Raw genomic sequence first — 19,864 nt, 5'->3', positions numbered from 1 at the left:
CTAACCTGTATGTTGGGTACTTTTTTCCGCATTGTTCAATCATCCAAAATTGCGTTTCGACTCGCTTATCACAGTTCCCCTACCTTAACATTACTCATTACAATTTTGACAATCTTAAATGGATTGTTTCCTTCAAGTTTGGTCTGGATCGGAAAACTAATCATCGATTCCATCTTACCCTCGAAAATTGAATCTGGAAATTGGTATGACCTAGTTTATTCTGAAACTGCAACCTATGTTTACATTGAGGGAATCATTACTGTTATCTATTTTGGAGCTCAAAAATTATACTATCTTTGCACAACCCTACTAAGGATTAAACTGGGCCAAGAGGTCAATGAAAGGATCCTTTCAAAAGCAATCACACTAGAACTTTCACAATTTGAAAATTCTGAAACTTACGATCAGATGACACAAGCAAGATCAGAGGCATCTTCCAAACCTCTATCGATGGTAAATCGATTTTTTACAATCGCACAATCCTCAATCACAATTGTTAGCTTTTTTGGATTACTCGTAAAACTTTCTCCATTAGCTTCGATAATTTTGATCATAGCTGCTATACCCACTTTCATAGCTGAAACTAAGTTCTCAAATCATAATTTCAGACTCTTTCGATGGAAGGCAAAAGAAACTAGAGAACAAGTTTATCTAGAAACATTAATGGCAAGAGAAGATAACGCAAAAGAAATTTTACTCTTTAACTTAGGAAAAGAATTTTTAAATCGATACAAAAATAATTTCCAAAAAATCTATGCTGAAGATAAGAAACTAACGGTTAAAAAAAGTGTTGTCAGTTTTTTCTTAGGATTAATTAGCCAATTGGCATTTTATGGTTCTTACATTTGGATTGTCAGTCTCGCCTTACAAAAACAAATTACTCTAGGTGAAATGACAATGTATTTGGTCATATTTCGCCAAGGACAATCGACTTTTGCAAATGCATTGTCTGCTTTCGGTGGAATTTACGAAGATCATTTGTATATTGATAACCTTATGGAATTTTTAAACTTACCGATACCGAAAAAAATAGGCATCCATAAAAGTACAAATAACAAAACTGGCATCATATTTGACCAAGTATCATTTTTATATCCTGGATCAACCAATGATTCTCTAACAGATATTAGTTTCGAAATTCCAGCAGGTGAAAAATTAGCAATTGTTGGAGAAAATGGATCTGGGAAAACTACATTAATCAAATTGTTGACTCGTTTGTATTCACCTACCAAAGGAAATATTTATTTGGATGGAATCAATCTTGTAGATTGGGAAGAAGAATCATTAAGAGAACGATTTGGTGTTATCTTTCAAAATTTTGTTCAATACCAGTTTAAGGTTGGTGACAATATTGGGATGGGAGATGTAAAACAAATTCAAACAGAATCACAATGGATAAGTGCAGCAAAATTAGGGATGGCTCACGAATTTGTCACTCGTTTGGATTTGGGATACCAAACACGTTTAGGAAAATGGTTCCAAGATGGTAGAGAACTTTCTGGCGGGCAATGGCAAAAGATTGCTTTGTCGAGAGCATTTATGAGATCAAAAGCTGACATTTTAATATTGGATGAACCAACTTCTGCTATTGATGCGGAAGCGGAAATGAAAGTATTCGAACACTTTAGAGAACATACAATGGGGAAAACAGTCATTTTGATTTCTCATCGATTTTCAACGGTAAGAATGGCGGATAAAATTCTAGTTTTAGAACAAGGTAAAAAAACGGAATGGGGAGATCACGAAACCTTACTATCGAAAAAAGGAAAATATGAGAAACTATTTCGATTGCAACAGGCTGGATATCAATAAGATTACAGGTAACTCCGATATTCATTAAAGAACAGAATCTGATTTCAGGATGGCTTAAGGATGGATGACAAATATTCAAATTTGGGTATGAAAAAACTCAAAGAACTGATTGATTCATTTGGTGAAAGATCAAAAGAAATAGGTTCCGTTGCATCCTCCATCCAACAAGTTGCAAAACAAACCAACTTACTGGCATTAAATGCTTCGATTGAAGCAGCTAGAGCCGGTGAACACGGACGTGGTTTTGAAATAGTTGCAAACGAAGTCACAAAATTGTCTTTTCAAACTTCGGAAGCAACTAAAAAAATCTCTGAAATTTTATCTAGAATCAATTTAGAAAACTCAGAGGCCAATGCTGATGTCCAAGAAATGGAAAAACAATCCATCATCGAATATGCAGATCTTTGGACAAACAATATTGCAAAAGAATTAGAATCAAAATTCTATATCATGGCTACCTCATTGTATGGCTTAAAATTTTTAATCCAAAGTTTGGTGCATGCAAATATAGGTATGAAACGAGAACACCTACTACTCATCCTACAAGAATATTTAATTCAAAATGAACAACAGTTAGCTTATGCAATCTGTTGTGAGCCCAATGTCATTGACGAAAAGGATTCTGAATACCAAAACAAAGAAGGCCACGATGCCAAAGGTAGGTTTGTTCCCTATTGCCATCGACACGCTGGCCGAATTTCAATTGAGCCATTACAAGGTTATGATGTTCCAGGTGAAAATGAATGGTATGTCTTACCACGTGATTTAGGTGAAGACGTGATGATGGAACCTTATGACTATCCTATCGAAGGCAAAACTGTCAAGATGACTAGTTTGATGACCAATTTGTTTTTACATTCGAAATTTGCAGGGATTTTAGGAGCAGATTTTTCATTGGAACAACTCCAAAAAGAATTATCTCCCAAAAAGATATTTGGAATGGGAACCACCTCTCTTGTGACGTATGAGGGTAATTTTGCTTCACATCCCGAAATTGATCAATTGGGTTCCAAAGTGGAGGGACTCAATACCGAAGCATTACTTGCCATCCAAAGAGGAGAGTCCTACACACAAATGGACGCAAATCACTTAGTTCGAATTATAAAACCAGTGCGAATTGGCCAAAGTAAACGTTCCTGGAGTATACTTGTCGAATTCAATATTATTTCTGTTTTGAAAAAGTAATTCGTCTAATCTATAATGGATCCAACATTAGAAGAACATCTAGAATCTCAGATTGTCGCATTGTACAAGGAAAAAGAAGAACTGGAATTAGAATTAGGTTCTTCTGACATAGACACAATCATCCATGAATTCCAAAACCTACACAGGGAATTAACTTACCTTTACTCGTTTAAAGAAAATTACAGAAAAGTAGACACAAATCGAATTCAGATTGAATCAATTTCGTCAGCTTACATACCGAATCATCGATTCCATAAAAATTCAAACCAATAGAGACATGTATGGAATTACAATTTATTAAAGAAAAACTTTCGAATCAAAACTTTAAAACATCAGTCTCCGAAAACATAAATGAATGGATGATTGGATTTGAACAAACCGAAGAACATAAAAACAAAATTCATCTTTGGTTTGATTCTCTGATCCATCAATTTTTGGATATATTGAATGATGTTGAAATTAAAGAAGAATTGAGTGTTCTAATTTTCTCTAAATATGTGGAACTCAAATGTTATTGGAAACAACTCAACACTCAAATCCAATACCAAAATTTTAATACTGGAGAAGCTGATCCAAATCTAATCATTAAAGCATCTCTAACAACTTACATTCTTATCGCATTAGAACCACTCATCCATGATGAAGACCTAAACGAAATCCAAGAATTCTTAACCAAACCAATTCGTGAATTGATGATAGAGGAAACTTCCACTGATAATCGTCAAAATATTCATGAAGATTCTCTTTTGAATCTCTTGGAACAACAGTTACAGGCACTCTACTACGATAAAGAAAAATTATTCACTCAATTACAATGTAATAGTACGCTTGAAGTGATTTCACTTGTCCAAAATATGAGAGAGCAGGTAAAAAACCTTCATTCTGAAATGGAAAATTCATGCATTATGGATGGTACAATTCGGTTTACTGGCAATCGAAAGATTAGAATTCAAAAAATCTAATTCCAAAGAGAGTTGCTTACCCCAAAGTTCCTAAAATTCTGGTTTTATGGACATAGATTCTTTAATTCGTGAACTAAAAACACTTTTAGATTCACCAAAAAATCTTGTTACCATACCAGCAGAAAAACGTCTTGAGTTAATGATCCTATGTGGGAAAATTTCAAGACCGGATCGAAATGAAGTTCGAAAACGAAATCGAACTGTTCGTATTGAAAAAAAAGAAAGTTTAAAAACCCAAGAAAAACAAAAGACTGCATTGACAGGCATTAGGAGAGCAAGGGAGTCCGCAGTCTTTAAGGCACCACTACAAATTTCCAATTCAGCTGGATGGTCATGGGATAATGCCACCGAATTATCCCAACCTAAACCTTGTTATATCTGCAAAACTCCCTTTACAAAATTACATTTTTTTTACGACTCAATGTGTCCAAGTTGTGCGGAACTCAATTACTCCAAACGATACCAAACTGCCGATTTAAGAGGAACTGTTGCCGTCATTACTGGTTCGCGATTAAAAATTGGATACCAAGCCACTTTGTTATTATTACGATCAGGTGCTCGAGTCATCGCGACAACTAGATTTCCAAATGATTCAGCGATTCGTTTTTCAAAGGAATCTGATTTTCACTTATGGAAAGACCGATTACAAATCTTTGGTTTAGATTTACGACATACACCAAGTGTGGAAATTTTTTGTAAATTCTTAGAAAACCACCTAGAAAGATTGGATATCCTGATCAATAATGCAGCACAAACAGTAAGAAGACCACCAGGCTTTTATTCCCATTTACTAGAAACAGAAAAAATTTCAATTACCGACTTACCATCCGAGGCACAAAAACTATTAAGTTTTTACCAACACTGTAAAAATGAATTGGATTCTTACCGCTCCGACTCTGAAATGAAAGACACTGCAACTGCGTTAGCCGTTAGCTGGAATCATAAAACTCCAGGTGTTGGGATCCGTTCTTCTGCTGCACTTTCGCAAATCCCATATTCACATGACAATTCACATGAATTGGAATCCGTATTCCCTGAAGGCAAATTAGATGCTGATTTACAACAGGTAGACCTCAGAAAAACAAATAGTTGGCGATTGAAACTTGGAGAAATTAATACTTCTGAAATGTTAGAAGTACAACTTGTAAATGCGGTGGCGCCTTTTGTTCTTTGCAATCGACTGGTGGGTATTATGCGCAAGGATAATACTGGCAAAAAACACATCATCAATGTCTCAGCAATGGAAGGAAAATTCCATCGATTTAAAAAAGAAGACCGTCATCCACATACAAACATGGCGAAAGCTGCGTTGAATATGATGACTCATACCTCAGCAGAAGACTTTGCAAAAGATGGCATTTTTATGAATGCTGTTGATACTGGTTGGGTGACCGATGAAGATCCCATTGAACTTGCAAAACGAAAACAAGACCTTCATGATTTCCAACCTCCGCTAGATATTGTGGATGGGGCAGCAAGAGTCGTTGATCCATTGTTTGACGGAGTCAATTCAGGCAAACATTGGATTGGTAAGTTTTTAAAGGATTATTTCCCTATCGACTGGTGAAATCTAAATCTATTTACTTTGTAATTTTGCATACAATGTTGCAGGTGAGTAACCAAAATATGGTGGAATGACACCTTCTTCATCTTTTAATACTAATGCAATGATTGCATAGTGATGAACAGTGTGAGAAACCAAAAATAATAGTTCCCTCTCAATTGTGGATGTGACAATCGGAGTTGGAGCGTCTGGATTATAGTTTTGTGAAATTAATACTTGCCCAAGTGGCAAATACTTTGTTTCGAAAAAAGTGAATAATTCTTGTAAACGATTGATTGCAAGGATTCGGTCCACTTCAAGCGAAAGGTCACGTTTCCTTTTATCATAATCAATATGACCTATTTGAATTCCTTCTAGGAACATTTGGTAATGTTCTATCACATGGCGTATATGTTCACCGACACTCGATTCAGAATTATTTTGTTTTTGAAGATACAATCGATCAGAAAGGGAAGCAAGTAAAGTAATTCCTTGTTGTAAAAGAATTCCATTATCGTTTCCCCATGATGACATCACGACTAGTTTAGACTGCTTTTGATCAGGGTGGAAAGTGTAATTTCTTTCATCTCGTATTTTTTTCTATTTTTTCTTTGAAGTTTCAAATGGAATCGAAACAAAAATACCCCAGTTTCAAATCCAATGAACTATCGAACCAATCCTTTCCTTCTATTTTCGCAAGATTTTTGCGAATTCTTCATGTTAATCATATTGACTGACTAGTCAGTATCTTTGTTTATGGTATTTAAGACTAATATGGTTTATCTTCTTTTTGGAGTACTTCTCGTAATTTTTGGATCCTTACTGGGTGTCCCGGATGCCCCCTTCCCTCAAGGGGATGAAATCATGCACATTAGATCCATTCGAGAGAGCTTAGAGCTAGGAAGTTACCTTTTACCTTCTCTTTCTGGTTTACCGAATCCTTACAAACCACCACTGCTTTTTTGGATGGGAATGGCCTCAGATTCGTTCTTTGGAGTGGATTATCTTTCTGAACGATTGGTTGCTTTCGCTTTTGGAATTGGTACTATGGTGTTACTGTATCGTTTGGTATTTACCATCAGTAAATCCAGATCAGAAACTTTACTCACCACTCTACTCTTTGGTTTCTCATTTTTATCACTTAAATTTTTTGGACTTCTCATGATGGAAGGACCAATGGTATTCTTTTTACTTTTTTATTTTTATTCATTTTATTTTTACAAACAAACAAAACAAACTTCTTATTTAATCATTGGTAGTTTGGTTACTGGGATTGGTTATTTACTAAAAGGACCGATTATACATGTTTACGTCCTTTTTATACTTCTCAGTTATTTTTATGTAAAACTGATTCGTATTCGAAGTGGGAAAATCACTTTTCAGTGGAACTGGATATACAGAGAAAAATTCGTTCTTTTCTCTTTTGTTTTGACCTTTATTTTACCACTAATCTGGATATCTTTTTTGTATTTTCAAATTCCATCGGGTAAAGATTTACTCCGCTTTTTCTTTATCACTGAAAACATTGGAAAGTTTTATTCCTCAAACCAATCAGGATTACGAATTTGGCTGGGATGGCTTATTTACACAATACCATTTACCATTCCGCTGGTTATGTTAGTTTGGAATTTAATCCGTTCCCCTAAACAAATCAAACACCAAATTTATGTATCAACACTACTTGTTTTTTTCGTAATGGTTACTTGTTTACATCTACTTCCAAACAGAAAAGATCCATACTATGTAACTCCATTTATTAGCTTTTTATTCCTTCTACCGGCGATGCAAAAAATATCATGGCAAACACTTCTTCTGGCTAAGTTAAATCGATACAGTATACTCATTATATATTTTATCTTATTATTACTTTCTATTGTTTTACGATTACATAATTTGTTTATTTTTTCAATATTAGGTGTTCTTATCATCGTCAGTTCACTTTGTTTTTTCCAAAGTATTAAAACCCAATGGAGAGCTATACTCATCACACAAATCTTAGTGATCCCAATTCTTATCTTTTTCCTATTAAAACCACTTTCCGATCCAGATCTACGTGAGGTGGCAAAAGAAGTTGGTGAAAATTCTGTTTGTGTTGTGGCCGAGAATCCATGGACTGCCATGGATGTTCAAAACAAACTCATCAATACAAAGGTCAAATTTGCATTGCCACTTACAATAGAGGAAAATTGTTCCGAATCAAACTATCTGATCAGTTTCATTGATACTAATGTTCCGAATGAATTTCATCGAGTTAACTCTTGGTTCCAATGGAAACAACACCTACAAATGAATGTAAAATCATTTGTATCTTCTCTTTTTAAAATGGAAAAATATAAATTCCAAACGGAAATTAGTTTATGGAAAAAAGGAAATTTGGAATGAAAAAGTACGGAATCCTTCTACTACTCTTATTTTTTGTTTCAATTTGGGATTTTTCCAAAGATAACCTTCCCAAGTTCGGACAAAAAGTTTCAAAAATGGAAGCTCCTCAATGCAAATACATGTGTGAAAAGATTAACAACTGTTTGAGTGAAGATCAAAAAAAACAACAAGATCCAAAATTAGTTCAATTTGCCTGTGAAATTCTCTGTTCAAAACAATACCAATTGTTTAATGGATGTTCCAATTCAATCCTAACTTCCTGTCATGCAGGAGAAGTATGTATAAAAAACTTAACAAAGGGGCTTTTTTAAGAGTATAAAGTTGAATGACCAGTCATGAAAGATAAAACAAGTATAATACTCCCAACTTACAACGAAGCAGGTAATATCAAAAACTGTGTTGAAACCATAACGAAAGTCCTAGAAAAAGAAGGCCTTCCATTTGAAATCATTATAGTTGATGATAATTCACCTGATGGAACCTTTGAAGTTTCCAAAGTTTTAGCAAAATATGATTCACGAGTGAAACCATTTGTTAGGCTCACAGAAAAAGGTTTAAGTTCAGCAGTTACCTTTGGTTACAACCAAGCGGAAGGTGACAAATTTGTTGTTGTTGATGCGGATTTCCAACATGATTACTCCAAAATTCCAGATGTAATTCGACTTTTAAGAGACAATGATATCGTTGTTGCGACAAGAAGGAGTAAGGATGGTGGATATGGAAATTTTCCCATCTTACGGAAGTTAGCAAGTCTTTTTGCTACAAAAATTTCCGAATGGTTATTTCCTGTAAAAATATCAGATCCTATGAGTGGATTTTTTGGAATTCGCAAAACAGTCTACTTAGACACTAAAGATAAATTACACCCAAGAGGATACAAAATCCTATTTGAAATTTTGGGTATCGTAAAAACAGATAAAATCGCAGAAATTGGTTATACATTTGGACTTCGAACTTGGGGCCATTCCAAATTAGATTCAGGTGTGATCTTTTATTTCCTTTGGGATTTGATTTCGATCAAATGGTACCAGTGGAGGCAATCTCATCACCTTTTCCTAGGATCAAAAGGAAGGAATTCCCACATCCATCCCTAAACAAACTTTAGTGTTTGGATCAAAAATGGATGGGAAATGAAAAAAAATTAAAACTGTTTTTTTCGCTTGTACTCTAATGTATTTCAATTGGATTCCGTAGATCTTTCTGTGAGGGACAAAATGGTTTCAGAACTTACAAAAGAAAAAAGTTACCGAATCGAAGTGAGTAGTTTGGATTTGTATTCTGCACAAAGCCTAGAAGAGGAAATGACAAAACTCTTTCAAAATGATTTGAGTGTGATTTATGTTGATTTCTCCAATGTGGAAGAAGTTTCCTCTGCCGTTCTTGGTCTACTTTTATACAAAAAAATGATGTTCCAAAAAAAAGGTGTGAGACTCTTTCTGACAAATGTAAAACCTCAGATTCAAAAAATCTTAAAAATCTTAAACCTGAGTGGCCATTTACTTGTTTGATCTCTTTGCAAATCACAAATCAATGATGATACCAGAATGTTCTGGTAAGAGCATCTTTTTCCCGTCCCATTCCACTCCACCAAAAGCATAGATTTTTTTTCCTTTCAAATCTACACTCAAATCCTTTTGACTTTTACCAAAGTTGAGTAAAACACGAAGTCGTTTTTTCTTAAACCTTCTTTCAAAACTCAATATAGTTGGTTCGTCTGTATGGATGATTTCCAAACTACCAACTCTTAGGACATCTAAATCTTTTCGTAAATGAAACATTGTTTGGTAATGTTTCCACAATGAGTTTGGATCGTTTTTTTGTCCAAATACAGTTTCACTAGCTTGAACGGATTCTATTGGTAACCAAGGTTTACCATTTGTGAACCCAGCATTTTGGGAATCATCCCATAACATGGGAAGCCGGCAATTATCTCGATTGATGTAGATTCCCAAAAGTTTCGTTAAAAACAAAGGGACAAAACGATTCAATTTGGCGATTGGATCTTTCCCAAAAAAGTTGGAGAGTTTTCCTTCTTTTCTACCAATTTCTTCACCATAATAAACAATGGGAACTCCTCTTGCCATAAATTGGAAACAAACAAGAAGTTTTGCTTTGCGTATGTCACCACCTAATCGATCAATGTATCTCCTTTGATCATGATTACCTAATACATAAGTTGGAGTAAAAGGACTTGGGAAAACTTCTTCATTTTTTTGGAGTAGTTTACGAAAAAAATCCGCATCGTACGAAAAGTGAATTAACTCAAATTGAAATACCAAATTGAGACCATCAGTTTTTTCACCTAAAAATGATTTTAATACTTGGTCACTTCCACTCACTTCACCGATGAGGAATGGTTTTTGTTTGTATTTGGAAATGTGTTTCCTTACTTCCTTTGCAAACGAAAATGATTCCGGTAGATTTAGGTTATACTGTTTTTTTTGGAAGAACGCCTCATCATGGTTATCTGGTGTTGGAAAAAATCTGAGACTAAAAGGATTATCCCGAAAACTCTCATCTTTATAAATGGAATTGAAGATATCCAGACGAAACCCATCGACACCTTTTTTTAACCAAAAATCCAGAACGCCAAACATGGTTTTTTTGACTTTTGGATTCCTGTAATTTAAGTCTGGTTGGAAAGATAAAAAATTACTATAATAGTATTCATCTGTTCCTTTATCATAATTCCATCCTGATTTCCCAACCATCGAGATCCAGTTATTCGGTGGTTTTTTAGTCCCCTTTTTCCAAATGTAAAAATCTCGTTTGGGATTCGAAGTGGATGATTTTGATTCTAAAAACCATGGATGTTTATCAGAAGTATGGTTCATCACCATATCCAAAACCACTTTCATTTTACGTTTATGGATTTCGCGAATCAGTTGTTCACAATCGGCCATCGTCCCAAATCTGGGATCAATATTTGTATAATCTGCAATATCATAACCAAAATCTTCGCCAGGACTGACATAAAATGGGGAAAACCAAATGGTTTCCACTCCTAAGGATTGGATCTCGTCCAATCGTCTGAGGATTCCCTTTAAATCGCCAATTCCATCACCATTGGAATCCTGGAAGGACCAAGGGTAAATTTGATAAATTGAAGTTTGTTTCCACCATTCCATTTTGTTTTCCATGACTTTTCTAAAACTGCCTTGTTATTTCAGTTGCCTCTTACCTAAATACCAAATTTCTGTTCTTTATACAAGCAGGTAGCAATGGATAAAGAAAAAATCAAACTTTCCGGTTTTAACAATCTGACAAAAGTTTTGAGTTTTAACCTCTACGATTTTTGCATCACACTCGATGACGAGCAAAAAGGTAGATATGTAACATATATCCACGACAAGTACAATGCGAGTAAAATTACAGAAATCTCCAAAGAGATTGTCAAACGCATTGATGCCAATATCCTCTCTGTTTCCGCACAAGATTACGATCCTGTGGGTGCATCTGCTATGGTTCTTATGAGTGATGTAAAGGGTGGAGGAAATCCAATCCCATCGACACAGGTTAGTATGCATTTGGATAAATCGCATATCACTGTTCACACCTACCCTGATGCAGCTGATCCAGATGGGATCTGTTCTTTCCGAGTGGACATTGACATTTCGACTTGTGGAGAGATCATTCCACTTGACTCTATCAATTTCCTATTTGAAGCATTTGAATGTGATGTAGTTTATATTGACTATGTGGTAAGAGGTTATACTCGACTTGCAGATGGTAAAAAGATCTATAACGATCATCACTTCAATTCGATTTTAGATTTTATCAAACCAGAAATCAAAAGAAATTATACCTATCTTTCAGACATCAACATGCCTCAAGATAACACTTGGCAAACTAAAATGATGATCCGAGAACTTGGACCTGAAAATTATTTGTTAAACCCTGAGGACATCTCTCATCCTGATGTTCCAAACAAAATGAAACTCCTAAGAGAAGAAATGAAAGAAGTGTATCATATGATCCATTAATTGGATTTTTTTACTCTTTGCTAATTTCTTTTTGGATTTGGATCCAATCATTTTCTCCAAGTTTGGGAAGGGCATACACAACTTTCCGATTTGGTGGGATGAGAAAAAATTGAGTTCCATGTTCATCTTTTTGTTTGAGAACGGGGTGTTCCGGCAAATAAGCCCCGAGCCTTCTATAAAACTGAACTTCATCAATTGATTTTGGCCGTAGGGCTTTGATTGCCAAAGAAGTTTGATAATACGCTAAATAATTTTGAATGACTTCTTCCGTTTCTTTAGGATCAGTAACCAAAAAATAAAAAGAAAAGTTTGAGTTTGGGAATCGTAATTGAAATTGCCTGAGATTTTCCAAGGCCATTGGACATTTTTTTCCGCAGCCAACTAACCCAGGATAAATGACGATCCAATTTGATTTTGGTTCCGATTCAAATCGTACTTCACAGATCTCACAAGGAATCTTTCGATATGTACTGGAAAAAAAATGAAGTAAGGAACTAAGTCCGACAAAAAGAAAAATAACAAAGACCCAAAGAAGTCTTTGGATCCATTTTTTAAGTTCCATTTCCTGTTTCAATCATTGCGGAAAGTGTTTCGACTGAATCTTTTAAATTTTCAAAGATCACATTTCCTTTATCGATAAAAGAAATCATTTCCGAACTTGTATTCAAATTGGTTTGTGTTTTCAAATTTAAATCCATAATCGAATCTGAAATTTCAACCATACTGGATGATTGTTCTTTGCTAGAAAGTTGCATTTCCTGTGCAATTTGATCCAGAGTGGTTAATGCATTTTCTTGTTTTTCAAAAGCAGAGAGAGTTCCCGAAATTTTTTCTGTTAACTCACCCATTCCCACTTCCGATGCCAAAATGGATCTCACAAACCCTTGGACCGTTTGGTTGATTTGGTTTGATTGTTTAAAACTAACTTGAATGGCAGATTTAATTTTACCAGAGATCGTTGAAATATTCTTTGTTGCATCCGCTGTAGAATCGGCAAGTTTTGAAATTTCCGATGCTACAACTGCAAATCCTCTTCCCGCATCACCTGCTCTTGCAGCCTCAATAGAAGCATTTAACGAAAGTAAGTTGACCTTCTCAGCAATATCCGAAATCAAATCCAAAATTTCTTCCATTTTTTCAGAATCATCCACTGCCACTTCCATTGATTGGTACAACGTAGAAAATTCTGTTTCCGTTTTTTTGACACTCTCAGCAGATTCTTGTATTTTTGCTCTCATCACTTCCAATGATTTCACAAAACCTTCATTTAAATTGAATAAGTTTCGATTGAGTTCTTCTACTGTTTTTACTTCGTTGATTTGGCGATTGGATCCTTCCAATATCAATTGGCTAGAGGCAGTGGTTTCTTCTGTTGCTGCTGAAATTGCTTCGATGGAGGAAGATTGGTCTTGGAAAGAAGATTCAAACTTTCTGACAGCGGTTGTGATCAAATTTGAATTTTCGATGTAGGATTTTGTTCCTTGCGAAACTTCATCAATTGCTGCGGTAACTCCCGCCATCACCGTTTCTAAATTTGTTTGGGTTTCGATTTGTAACCTAAGGTCTAGAACAGAAAGGTAGGAAAAATAAATGAGAATTCCAGTTTCCATTACAACAAATAGTGCATGTGTGATTACAATTTCTAATCCAGTACCATAACTGTAAACAATCACTTTGGTATTCAAAAATACAACACCGAATTCTTGGAGGTAATTTCCAACTAAGTGGTGTATGGCGATTGTCAATGCGGCAACAAGTAATACACGCCAGTCCTCATAAACAAACAAAACAGCAAGGGCACTGAATACATGAAAATGCATTTCAATGCGACCAAATTGAGCTTGGATGAGCAGAGCACTGAATAACATAAGAGCTGCTCCATTCCATGCCCTTAAGAAAAAACTTCCACGTAAAAATCGATAAAACAAAAACGAAATAGTCGCAATGATGATAGCAGAGATTGTGACAACTAAAGTGGCACCGTAACCAAGAGAAAGTAAAAAAACAAGGGGAATATGAGCGAAAATTGCCCAGACAAAAAACGTATCAACTTTTTTTTGGCGTTCCATTAGAACCGCTGCCAATCTTAAATCCATAGGCTATGAGACGAATGAATGAGAAAAAATACCAGTCAATAAATGTATATAGACTCCTCTTTTTTGATTTTGGTTAATTAATTATATTCTACTTCAGTGAATGTACTGATAGGATCAATGGTTGTAATTGGTATGGATGGATCTTGTTATGAACCACAAACTGAGTCGTAGAATCTTTCAAATTCTTTCATTTTCTATCCATGACCTCCACTTTCTCTCTTGCCGTTCGGAAAATCTCCTGTAAACTTGTGTCTTAGCAGGTACATTTTGGAACCAATTTCAGATTTCGGTGAAACGGAAAGTCCTCTTTCAAACAATGTTTCAGAACCTTCATACTTTATCTCATTACCAAAGAATATAGCGAGTTATTCCCTCACTTCCCAAGCGATTTTAGAAGAGTTACGTGTGCGCCATAGACGACTCGAAATGCATGGAAGTGCAGAAATCACTCCTACCTTATTTCTCACTTTGGATTCTATTCCAGAACTTTTATCCAAACAAGTCCAATTAACCGAATCACACAAAACCAATGTAGCAATCAAAGAAGCGTTAAAAGAATTAGCAGGACTCACAGAACACAATAAAGAACCTGTCGTCTATTTTTATCCATTTATATTACTTGTGGACCAAAAATTAGTGTTTCGATTGAGTATGATCTCTCCACAATCCAAAGAAAAAACAGATGTAGTTCCCTTTCGCAGGTCTTGTTTTAAATATAGCATTGATTTGGTGGATATCTTACTAAAGAATCGATCCAATCGAGATCTCATCTTAGAAGAAGAAAATCCAGGAAGTACATTACTTCGAACTGACCAAAAAGGGAACGTGTACTTTTTCCCAACCAAACTAAGTTTTGAATCGGAGTTGGAAATGATCCTTCGTTCGAGTATGGAACCGTTTGGACCCTTACCAACGAAAGATTTTATTTTAGATGTTGTTACAAGAGGGAAAGAAACTGCCAAATTGGTTGAGATTGTACCGGGATACCATTTTGTATTACCAAATAGTTCGCATCACCCTGAATACGTAAAACATTTAGCAGTACAATTGGATGGGCTCAAACAATTTGCCTTTCCCTACTTAAAACGATTTGCAAAAGAAAACAAATATGAAGGTTACTTAGAAAAACTAATTGAACTCGAACCAAAACTTCCTAAAAAAACAGAAGAACTTTTGAATTCAGCACAAAACTACATCCAAGAATTAAGTTCCTTACTAGGAGATTTTCCATTTGATAAAATCACAAACGAAGAATCAATGCGTGTCAAAAATGGAATCCAAGACAGTATCATCATTTTAAACAAACTTTCTCGTTTTTTAACTGAACAAAAAAAAGAAGATGCTGAAGACGAATTATTTTCGCTCATCCAATTATTAAGTACAAAAATCGAAGAAAACACAAAAAATACACTTACTCTCACCAAACTAAACTTAGTCGCCGAAATCAAAACATTAAATTTAAAATCCGATTCAGAAAAAAAAAGGGCCATCGAAAAAATAGTAAAAACTTTATCTGATACGTATGGTTGTTTGGAAATGAAAGAAGAAGATTACCATGTCCTCTTTGCACTCGACCAAAAGTATCTAACCAAAGTAGAAGAAAACACTTTTCTCTTAGCAAAAACCAGTCCTGAATATCGAAACGAACTTCCCATCCTCGACCAAATCCGAATCATCTTAAAAAACAGATCAGATGTATCCATTGACAAAGCAGATATAGAAGATGTATCCAAAGAAGTAGATACAGAAGAAATTGCGGAAACTCCAAAAGAACCAAGGATTTCATTCTCTGCTTTGCAAGAAAAATTCCATGTCCCAATAGGTGTGTTTAGTTTTTTAACACTGGCCTCCATTGTCACAATCATTTCCCTACTCATTGGAAGTTTAGAATACATAGGTAGTGGATTTTTATTCAGTTTTTTCCTTGGACTGATATTGGGTTATTTGTATAGAAAAGATGGAAAACCAAAACCAAATCTAGAAAAACAAAAAACTGGTGTCCCTAAAGAAAATCGATCACTTACGATTGCTAAGGTGGCAGAAGCTTTTATCTATCCAAAAAAATTCAATAGTATCGCAGAAAAAGTATACGATACAAAACGATTGCGTAACCACATAGAAGAATGTGTGGAAGATATCAAATTGGAACTTTCACCAGCTGACCAAAAAAAAGACACTAACAAAATTGTCGCTGAAATCGAACATGCCATTTTACAAATCTCTGTGGTGATGAAAATTCCAGAAGCCATCCAATTAAAAAACCGGTCCAAGGAACTCATCCTTTCCAAAGCAGACTTTCGTACGATTTTATTTCGCACACAACTTGCAGAATACTATCGTAAAGAAGCCAGTTTGTATAAATCCGACCGCGACCAAATGGATTACATTCAGTTTATCATCCGCGAATTGGAATTTGGCTATAATAAATATTTAAAGTAAAAATTCTGGTCTTATGAAGTTGAATGTTTTTCCCATTTATTATTTGTTCCTAGCAGTTTTGTTTTCCTTTGGTTGTAAAAAGGAAGTGGTGGATGCAAACATTTGGTTTGAAGAACACAAAGAAGACCGAGTCCTCAATCTTTCCAATAAAGAAGTAGGAGTTTTACCAACTTCGATAGGAAACCTAAACAACGTAGAAGAACTCACCCTCCAATACGATTCACTCACTGCATTACCAAAAGAGATTGGAAACTTAAAACAACTGAAGATTCTCAATCTTTTTGGAAACCCACTCACAACTCTTCCGGAAGAACTGGGAAATTTGGAAAACTTGGAAGTATTACTACTTGGCAGAACCGAACTGAAAGAAATCCCCCCAGTCATTTCAAAATTAAAACATCTAAAAACCCTGGCACTAGACGAAACGAAAGTGCAACTAACAGAAGCGGACGTGGAAGTGATCGCAAACCTCCCTTCTTTGGAAATCCTTGACCTAAGCCTCATGAGAGAGTACAAAACTCTCCCTAAAAACTTGGCAAAACTTTCCTTTTTGAAACAACTCATCTTACAAAAAACTCTTTTGGAGAAATCTGATGTTGCACGACTGCGAGACGAGTTACCGAAAGTTCGCGTAAAACTATAAACAATTTGATTATTTTTTCCGTTTTCTCTTTGGCCTAGAGTTCAAACACTGGTCTTACTATGGCCAAACCAGAAACGGAAAATCCTTATTCTAAAACAGTTCTCCTTCCTGAGACCAATTTTCCCATGAAAGCCGACCTGGCAAAACGTGAGCCAGGCCAAATCCAAATTTGGAAAACAGAAAAAGTGTTCCAAAAGATGAGAGAAATTCGAAAAAACAAACCATCCTTTGTTTTGCATGACGGGCCTCCGTATGCGAATGGTAATTTCCATGTTGGCCACTCTCTCAATAAAATTTTAAAAGACATCATTATTAAATCAAAAACCCTTTCTGGTTTCCAAACGGATATGATCCCTGGTTGGGATTGCCATGGACTTCCCATCGAAGTACAGGTGTTAAAGAATCTTGGAAAAGAAGCAAGGAACACAAGCCCAAGTGATCTTCGAAAAAAATGCAGAGAGTATGCAGCCGAGTTTGTTGGCAAACAAGGAGAAGACTTAAATCGTTTCCTTTGTTTTTGGGATGAGGATCACAAATACCTCACCATGGCTCCTGAATTTGAAGCAAGGATTGTGGAAGTCTTTGGTTCTCTATTTGAAAAAGGTTACATCTACAAAGGAAAAAAACCTGTGTATTGGTGTATTGATTTGGCAACGGCCCATGCGGAAGCAGAGATCGAATACCAAAACCATGTCTCTCCTTCCATTTATGTTAAGTTTGCTGTGAAAGGTGAGACCGATACATATTGCCTGATCTGGACAACAACTCCTTGGACACTCCCAGCAAACCTTGCAATTTGTTTTAACGAAGAACTACCCTACTCTCTTTTCCAATCAGACAACCATGGCCGACTCATTCTTGCTGATGGATTAAAAGAAGCAGTGGAACAAAAAACAGGGATCACTCTTACCAAAATCAAATCCCTATCCAATGCCGACTTAAAACAGATTGTATTCCTCCATCCCTTTTTAGAACGAGAATCCATTCCCCTTTTTGGAAACCATGTCACACTCGATGCAGGAACTGGTTGTGTACACACAGCACCAGGACATGGAACAGACGATTATCGTGTGGGAACGGCTGCAGGACTTCCTACCCTTTCCCCAGTAGATGATTACGGCCGTTATACGGACGAGTTCGAAATGATGAAGGGTGTAAAAATTTGGGATGCAAATCCAAAGATTGTAGAACTACTCCGAGAAAAAAATGCCCTTGTCCATTTTTCTGAATTCACTCACTCCTACCCTCATAGTTGGAGGAGTAAAAAACCACTCATCTTCCGTGCCACACCACAATGGTTTTTTTCTATCGACCATAATGGTCTCCGTGAAGAATCACTGAAGGCCATTGACAAAGTGCAGTGGATTCCTGATTGGGGGATCACAAGGATTCGTTCCATGGTGGAATCAAGACCTGACTGGTGTTTGTCGAGACAAAGGAATTGGGGAGTACCAATCCCTTCCTTTACTTGTAAGTCTTGTGGACAGACCCATTTGGATGACAAAACCATCCAACACTTCATCCAAATTGTGAAACAAGAAGGAATCGAAGTTTGGTATGAAAAAGAAGCAAAAGACTTACTTCCACCAGGGACAAAATGTAACAAATGTGGATCAGATGATCTCAAACAAGACAAAGACATCCTAGATGTTTGGTTTGATTCTGGTGTTTCCAGCTTTGCTGTGTTTGGTGATTCCATTGGAAAAGAACCAGCTGATTTGTATTTGGAAGGTTCGGACCAACATAGAGGTTGGTTCCAATCTTCACTTTGGCCATCCATGGCCATCCGTAAAACTCCCCCTTATAAATCCGTTCTTACCCATGGGTATGTGTTGGATGAAAAAGGACATGCTATGTCCAAGTCTCTTGGCAACGTAATCAATCCAACAACCGATATCATCAACCAATACGGTGCTGATATTTTACGACTTTGGGTGAGCACACAAGACTTCAGGGATGATGTGAAAATCGGAAAAGACTCGATCAAAACTGTCTCAGAAGCCTATCGTAAAATCCGTAATACCTTCCGGTATTTACTGGGAAATACAAGTGCCTCAACACTCGAATGGAATCTGAAAAAAGATGACCTAGAAACCATTGACAGGTACTACCTTCACAAACTAGCAAAACTCAATGAAGAAGTGAAAAAACTATATGAAACCTACCAGTTCCACCAAGTGTACCACAAGGTGCTTGTGTTCTGTACGGTAGATTTATCACAAGATTACTTTGAAATCATTCGTGATCGTATGTATTGTGATGCGAAAGAATCCAAAACAAGACGTTCTTCTGAATACACACTCGCAGTGATTTTGGAAGTGCTCTCCAAACTTCTTGCACCTATCCTTTCCTTTACCACCGAAGAAGTTTGGTCTACCTTTGGGAAAAAAGATTCTGTTTTTTATACCGATTTTTCTGACCTAAGCGAATGGGTGGATGAATCCCTTGAAGCAGAATTCAAACCTGTGTTTGCAACAAAGGAAGATGTCCAAAAAGCCTTAGAGGAAGCAAGGAAACTCGGAAAACTGGGTAAGTCCCTTGAAGCAGAAGTTTTACTTTCTACTGGATCTTTAAAAGACTCAAAGTTTACCAAAGACGACCTGAGTTTATTCTTTGTGGTATCGGAAGTAACGTTTGACCAAAAAGAAATCAGTGAAGTATTTTCGGAATGGAAAGGAGAAACGGGAACCATCCAAATTCGAAAACCTCACCACGAAGAGTGTCCAAGATGTTGGCGCCATGTTTCAGAAAAAGAAGGAACTTTGTGCAAACGTTGTGAGGAAGTGGTTTCAAAACTTTCCCCTAAATAAAGTTAGGAG

General features: G+C 36.1%; 17 protein-coding genes. 13 read left to right on the top strand and 4 right to left on the bottom strand.

Annotated elements, in window-relative coordinates:
* The first annotated feature begins 9 nt into the window (after window positions 1–9).
* From ND855_RS05130 to ND855_RS05110, 5 genes are read left to right on the top strand one after another with little or no spacing between them, the layout of a single operon-like run.
* Complete coding sequence (locus tag ND855_RS05130) at window positions 10–1,812, top strand: ABC transporter ATP-binding protein (RefSeq protein ID WP_265357464.1); 1,803 nt, start codon at window positions 10–12, stop codon at window positions 1,810–1,812.
* Between the two features lie 60 nt (window positions 1,813–1,872).
* Window positions 1,873–2,997, top strand: coding sequence for a methyl-accepting chemotaxis protein (locus tag ND855_RS05125; RefSeq protein WP_322113525.1), 1,125 nt, complete (start codon window positions 1,873–1,875; stop codon window positions 2,995–2,997).
* Between the two features lie 15 nt (window positions 2,998–3,012).
* Window positions 3,013–3,270, top strand: a complete 258-nt coding sequence (locus ND855_RS05120) for a hypothetical protein (protein ID WP_265357462.1) — start codon at window positions 3,013–3,015, stop codon at window positions 3,268–3,270.
* An 8-nt stretch (window positions 3,271–3,278) separates the two neighbouring features.
* Entirely contained in the window at window positions 3,279–3,959 is a 681-nt protein-coding gene (locus tag ND855_RS05115) for a hypothetical protein (protein ID WP_265357461.1), read from the top strand.
* 46 nt (window positions 3,960–4,005) lie between these two features.
* Entirely contained in the window at window positions 4,006–5,526 is a 1,521-nt protein-coding gene (locus ND855_RS05110) for an SDR family oxidoreductase (RefSeq protein WP_265357460.1), read from the top strand.
* Window positions 5,527–5,535: 9 nt separating this feature from the next.
* Here the strand turns inward: ND855_RS05110 and ND855_RS05105 are convergent, their stop codons facing one another.
* Window positions 5,536–6,036 (bottom strand): DinB family protein, encoded by a 501-nt coding sequence (locus tag ND855_RS05105; RefSeq protein WP_265357459.1) that lies wholly within the window; start codon window positions 6,034–6,036, stop codon window positions 5,536–5,538.
* A 330-nt stretch (window positions 6,037–6,366) separates the two neighbouring features.
* Here ND855_RS05105 and ND855_RS05100 point away from each other — a divergent pair, with 330 nt between their 5' ends.
* From ND855_RS05100 to ND855_RS05085, 4 genes are all read left to right on the top strand, one after another.
* Window positions 6,367–7,884, top strand: a complete 1,518-nt coding sequence (locus tag ND855_RS05100) for an ArnT family glycosyltransferase (protein ID WP_265357458.1) — start codon at window positions 6,367–6,369, stop codon at window positions 7,882–7,884.
* The gene (locus ND855_RS05095; protein WP_265357457.1) at window positions 7,881–8,195 is read left to right on the top strand and encodes a hypothetical protein; all 315 of its coding nucleotides are present in this window, start codon (window positions 7,881–7,883) and stop codon (window positions 8,193–8,195) included. Before ND855_RS05100 ends, ND855_RS05095 begins: the two co-directional genes overlap by 4 nt.
* Window positions 8,196–8,219: 24 nt before the next feature.
* Complete coding sequence (locus ND855_RS05090; RefSeq protein WP_265357456.1) at window positions 8,220–8,978, top strand: polyprenol monophosphomannose synthase; 759 nt, start codon at window positions 8,220–8,222, stop codon at window positions 8,976–8,978.
* 120 nt (window positions 8,979–9,098) lie between these two features.
* Window positions 9,099–9,392: an STAS domain-containing protein gene (locus ND855_RS05085; RefSeq protein WP_265357455.1), complete on the top strand. Its 294-nt coding sequence runs from the start codon at window positions 9,099–9,101 to the stop codon at window positions 9,390–9,392.
* Window positions 9,393–9,404: 12 nt separating this feature from the next.
* Here ND855_RS05085 and ND855_RS05080 read toward each other — a convergent pair whose 3' ends face one another.
* A complete protein-coding gene (locus ND855_RS05080; RefSeq protein ID WP_265357454.1) occupies window positions 9,405–11,024 on the bottom strand; it encodes an alpha-glucosidase in 1,620 nt (539 codons plus the stop codon).
* A gap of 81 nt (window positions 11,025–11,105) precedes the next feature.
* Here ND855_RS05080 and speD point away from each other — a divergent pair, with 81 nt between their 5' ends.
* The gene (gene speD, locus ND855_RS05075) at window positions 11,106–11,867 is read left to right on the top strand and encodes an adenosylmethionine decarboxylase (protein ID WP_265357453.1); all 762 of its coding nucleotides are present in this window, start codon (window positions 11,106–11,108) and stop codon (window positions 11,865–11,867) included.
* A 10-nt stretch (window positions 11,868–11,877) separates the two neighbouring features.
* On the opposite strand, the gene ND855_RS05070 is transcribed toward speD, so the two are convergent.
* Together ND855_RS05070 and ND855_RS05065 are read right to left on the bottom strand one after the other, a co-directional pair.
* Window positions 11,878–12,429: an SCO family protein gene (locus tag ND855_RS05070; RefSeq protein WP_265357452.1), complete on the bottom strand. Its 552-nt coding sequence runs from the start codon at window positions 12,427–12,429 to the stop codon at window positions 11,878–11,880.
* Window positions 12,419–13,951, bottom strand: a complete 1,533-nt coding sequence (locus tag ND855_RS05065) for a methyl-accepting chemotaxis protein (RefSeq protein ID WP_322113524.1) — start codon at window positions 13,949–13,951, stop codon at window positions 12,419–12,421. The genes ND855_RS05070 and ND855_RS05065 overlap by 11 nt, the downstream gene beginning before the upstream one ends.
* A gap of 279 nt (window positions 13,952–14,230) precedes the next feature.
* Here ND855_RS05065 and ND855_RS05060 point away from each other — a divergent pair, with 279 nt between their 5' ends.
* Genes ND855_RS05060 through ileS form a run of 3 tightly spaced genes read left to right on the top strand, consistent with a single transcriptional unit; the run spans window position 14,231 to window position 19,855 of the window.
* A complete protein-coding gene (locus tag ND855_RS05060; protein WP_265357450.1) occupies window positions 14,231–16,402 on the top strand; it encodes a hypothetical protein in 2,172 nt (723 codons plus the stop codon).
* Window positions 16,403–16,415: 13 nt separating this feature from the next.
* Window positions 16,416–17,045 (top strand): leucine-rich repeat domain-containing protein, encoded by a 630-nt coding sequence (locus ND855_RS05055; protein ID WP_265357449.1) that lies wholly within the window; start codon window positions 16,416–16,418, stop codon window positions 17,043–17,045.
* A 59-nt stretch (window positions 17,046–17,104) separates the two neighbouring features.
* On the top strand, window positions 17,105–19,855 hold the full coding sequence (ileS, locus tag ND855_RS05050) for an isoleucine--tRNA ligase (protein WP_265357448.1): 2,751 nt from the start codon (window positions 17,105–17,107) through the stop codon (window positions 19,853–19,855).
* Window positions 19,856–19,864: the final 9 nt, after the last annotated feature.

The organism is Leptospira paudalimensis (genome assembly GCF_026151345.1).
Classification (GTDB): domain Bacteria; phylum Spirochaetota; class Leptospiria; order Leptospirales; family Leptospiraceae; genus Leptospira_A; species Leptospira_A paudalimensis.
This window is presented reverse-complemented; position numbering and strand designations above follow the sequence as displayed.

What these genes read in the sequence shown, in the direction of transcription:
- ND855_RS05130 (WP_265357464.1), top strand. Translation starts at nt 10, where the DNA reads ATGTTGGGTACTTTTTTCCGCATTGTTCAATCATCCAAAATTGCGTTT.
- ND855_RS05125 (WP_322113525.1), top strand. Translation starts at nt 1,873, where the DNA reads ATGGATGACAAATATTCAAATTTGGGTATGAAAAAACTCAAAGAACTG.
- ND855_RS05120 (WP_265357462.1), top strand. Translation starts at nt 3,013, where the DNA reads ATGGATCCAACATTAGAAGAACATCTAGAATCTCAGATTGTCGCATTG.
- ND855_RS05115 (WP_265357461.1), top strand. Translation starts at nt 3,279, where the DNA reads ATGGAATTACAATTTATTAAAGAAAAACTTTCGAATCAAAACTTTAAA.
- ND855_RS05110 (WP_265357460.1), top strand. Translation starts at nt 4,006, where the DNA reads ATGGACATAGATTCTTTAATTCGTGAACTAAAAACACTTTTAGATTCA.
- ND855_RS05105 (WP_265357459.1), bottom strand. Translation starts at nt 6,036, where the DNA reads ATGTCATCATGGGGAAACGATAATGGAATTCTTTTACAACAAGGAATT.
- ND855_RS05100 (WP_265357458.1), top strand. Translation starts at nt 6,367, where the DNA reads ATGCACATTAGATCCATTCGAGAGAGCTTAGAGCTAGGAAGTTACCTT.
- ND855_RS05095 (WP_265357457.1), top strand. Translation starts at nt 7,881, where the DNA reads ATGAAAAAGTACGGAATCCTTCTACTACTCTTATTTTTTGTTTCAATT.
- ND855_RS05090 (WP_265357456.1), top strand. Translation starts at nt 8,220, where the DNA reads ATGAAAGATAAAACAAGTATAATACTCCCAACTTACAACGAAGCAGGT.
- ND855_RS05085 (WP_265357455.1), top strand. Translation starts at nt 9,099, where the DNA reads ATGGTTTCAGAACTTACAAAAGAAAAAAGTTACCGAATCGAAGTGAGT.
- ND855_RS05080 (WP_265357454.1), bottom strand. Translation starts at nt 11,024, where the DNA reads ATGGAAAACAAAATGGAATGGTGGAAACAAACTTCAATTTATCAAATT.
- speD (WP_265357453.1), top strand. Translation starts at nt 11,106, where the DNA reads ATGGATAAAGAAAAAATCAAACTTTCCGGTTTTAACAATCTGACAAAA.
- ND855_RS05070 (WP_265357452.1), bottom strand. Translation starts at nt 12,429, where the DNA reads ATGGAACTTAAAAAATGGATCCAAAGACTTCTTTGGGTCTTTGTTATT.
- ND855_RS05055 (WP_265357449.1), top strand. Translation starts at nt 16,416, where the DNA reads ATGAAGTTGAATGTTTTTCCCATTTATTATTTGTTCCTAGCAGTTTTG.
- ileS (WP_265357448.1), top strand. Translation starts at nt 17,105, where the DNA reads ATGGCCAAACCAGAAACGGAAAATCCTTATTCTAAAACAGTTCTCCTT.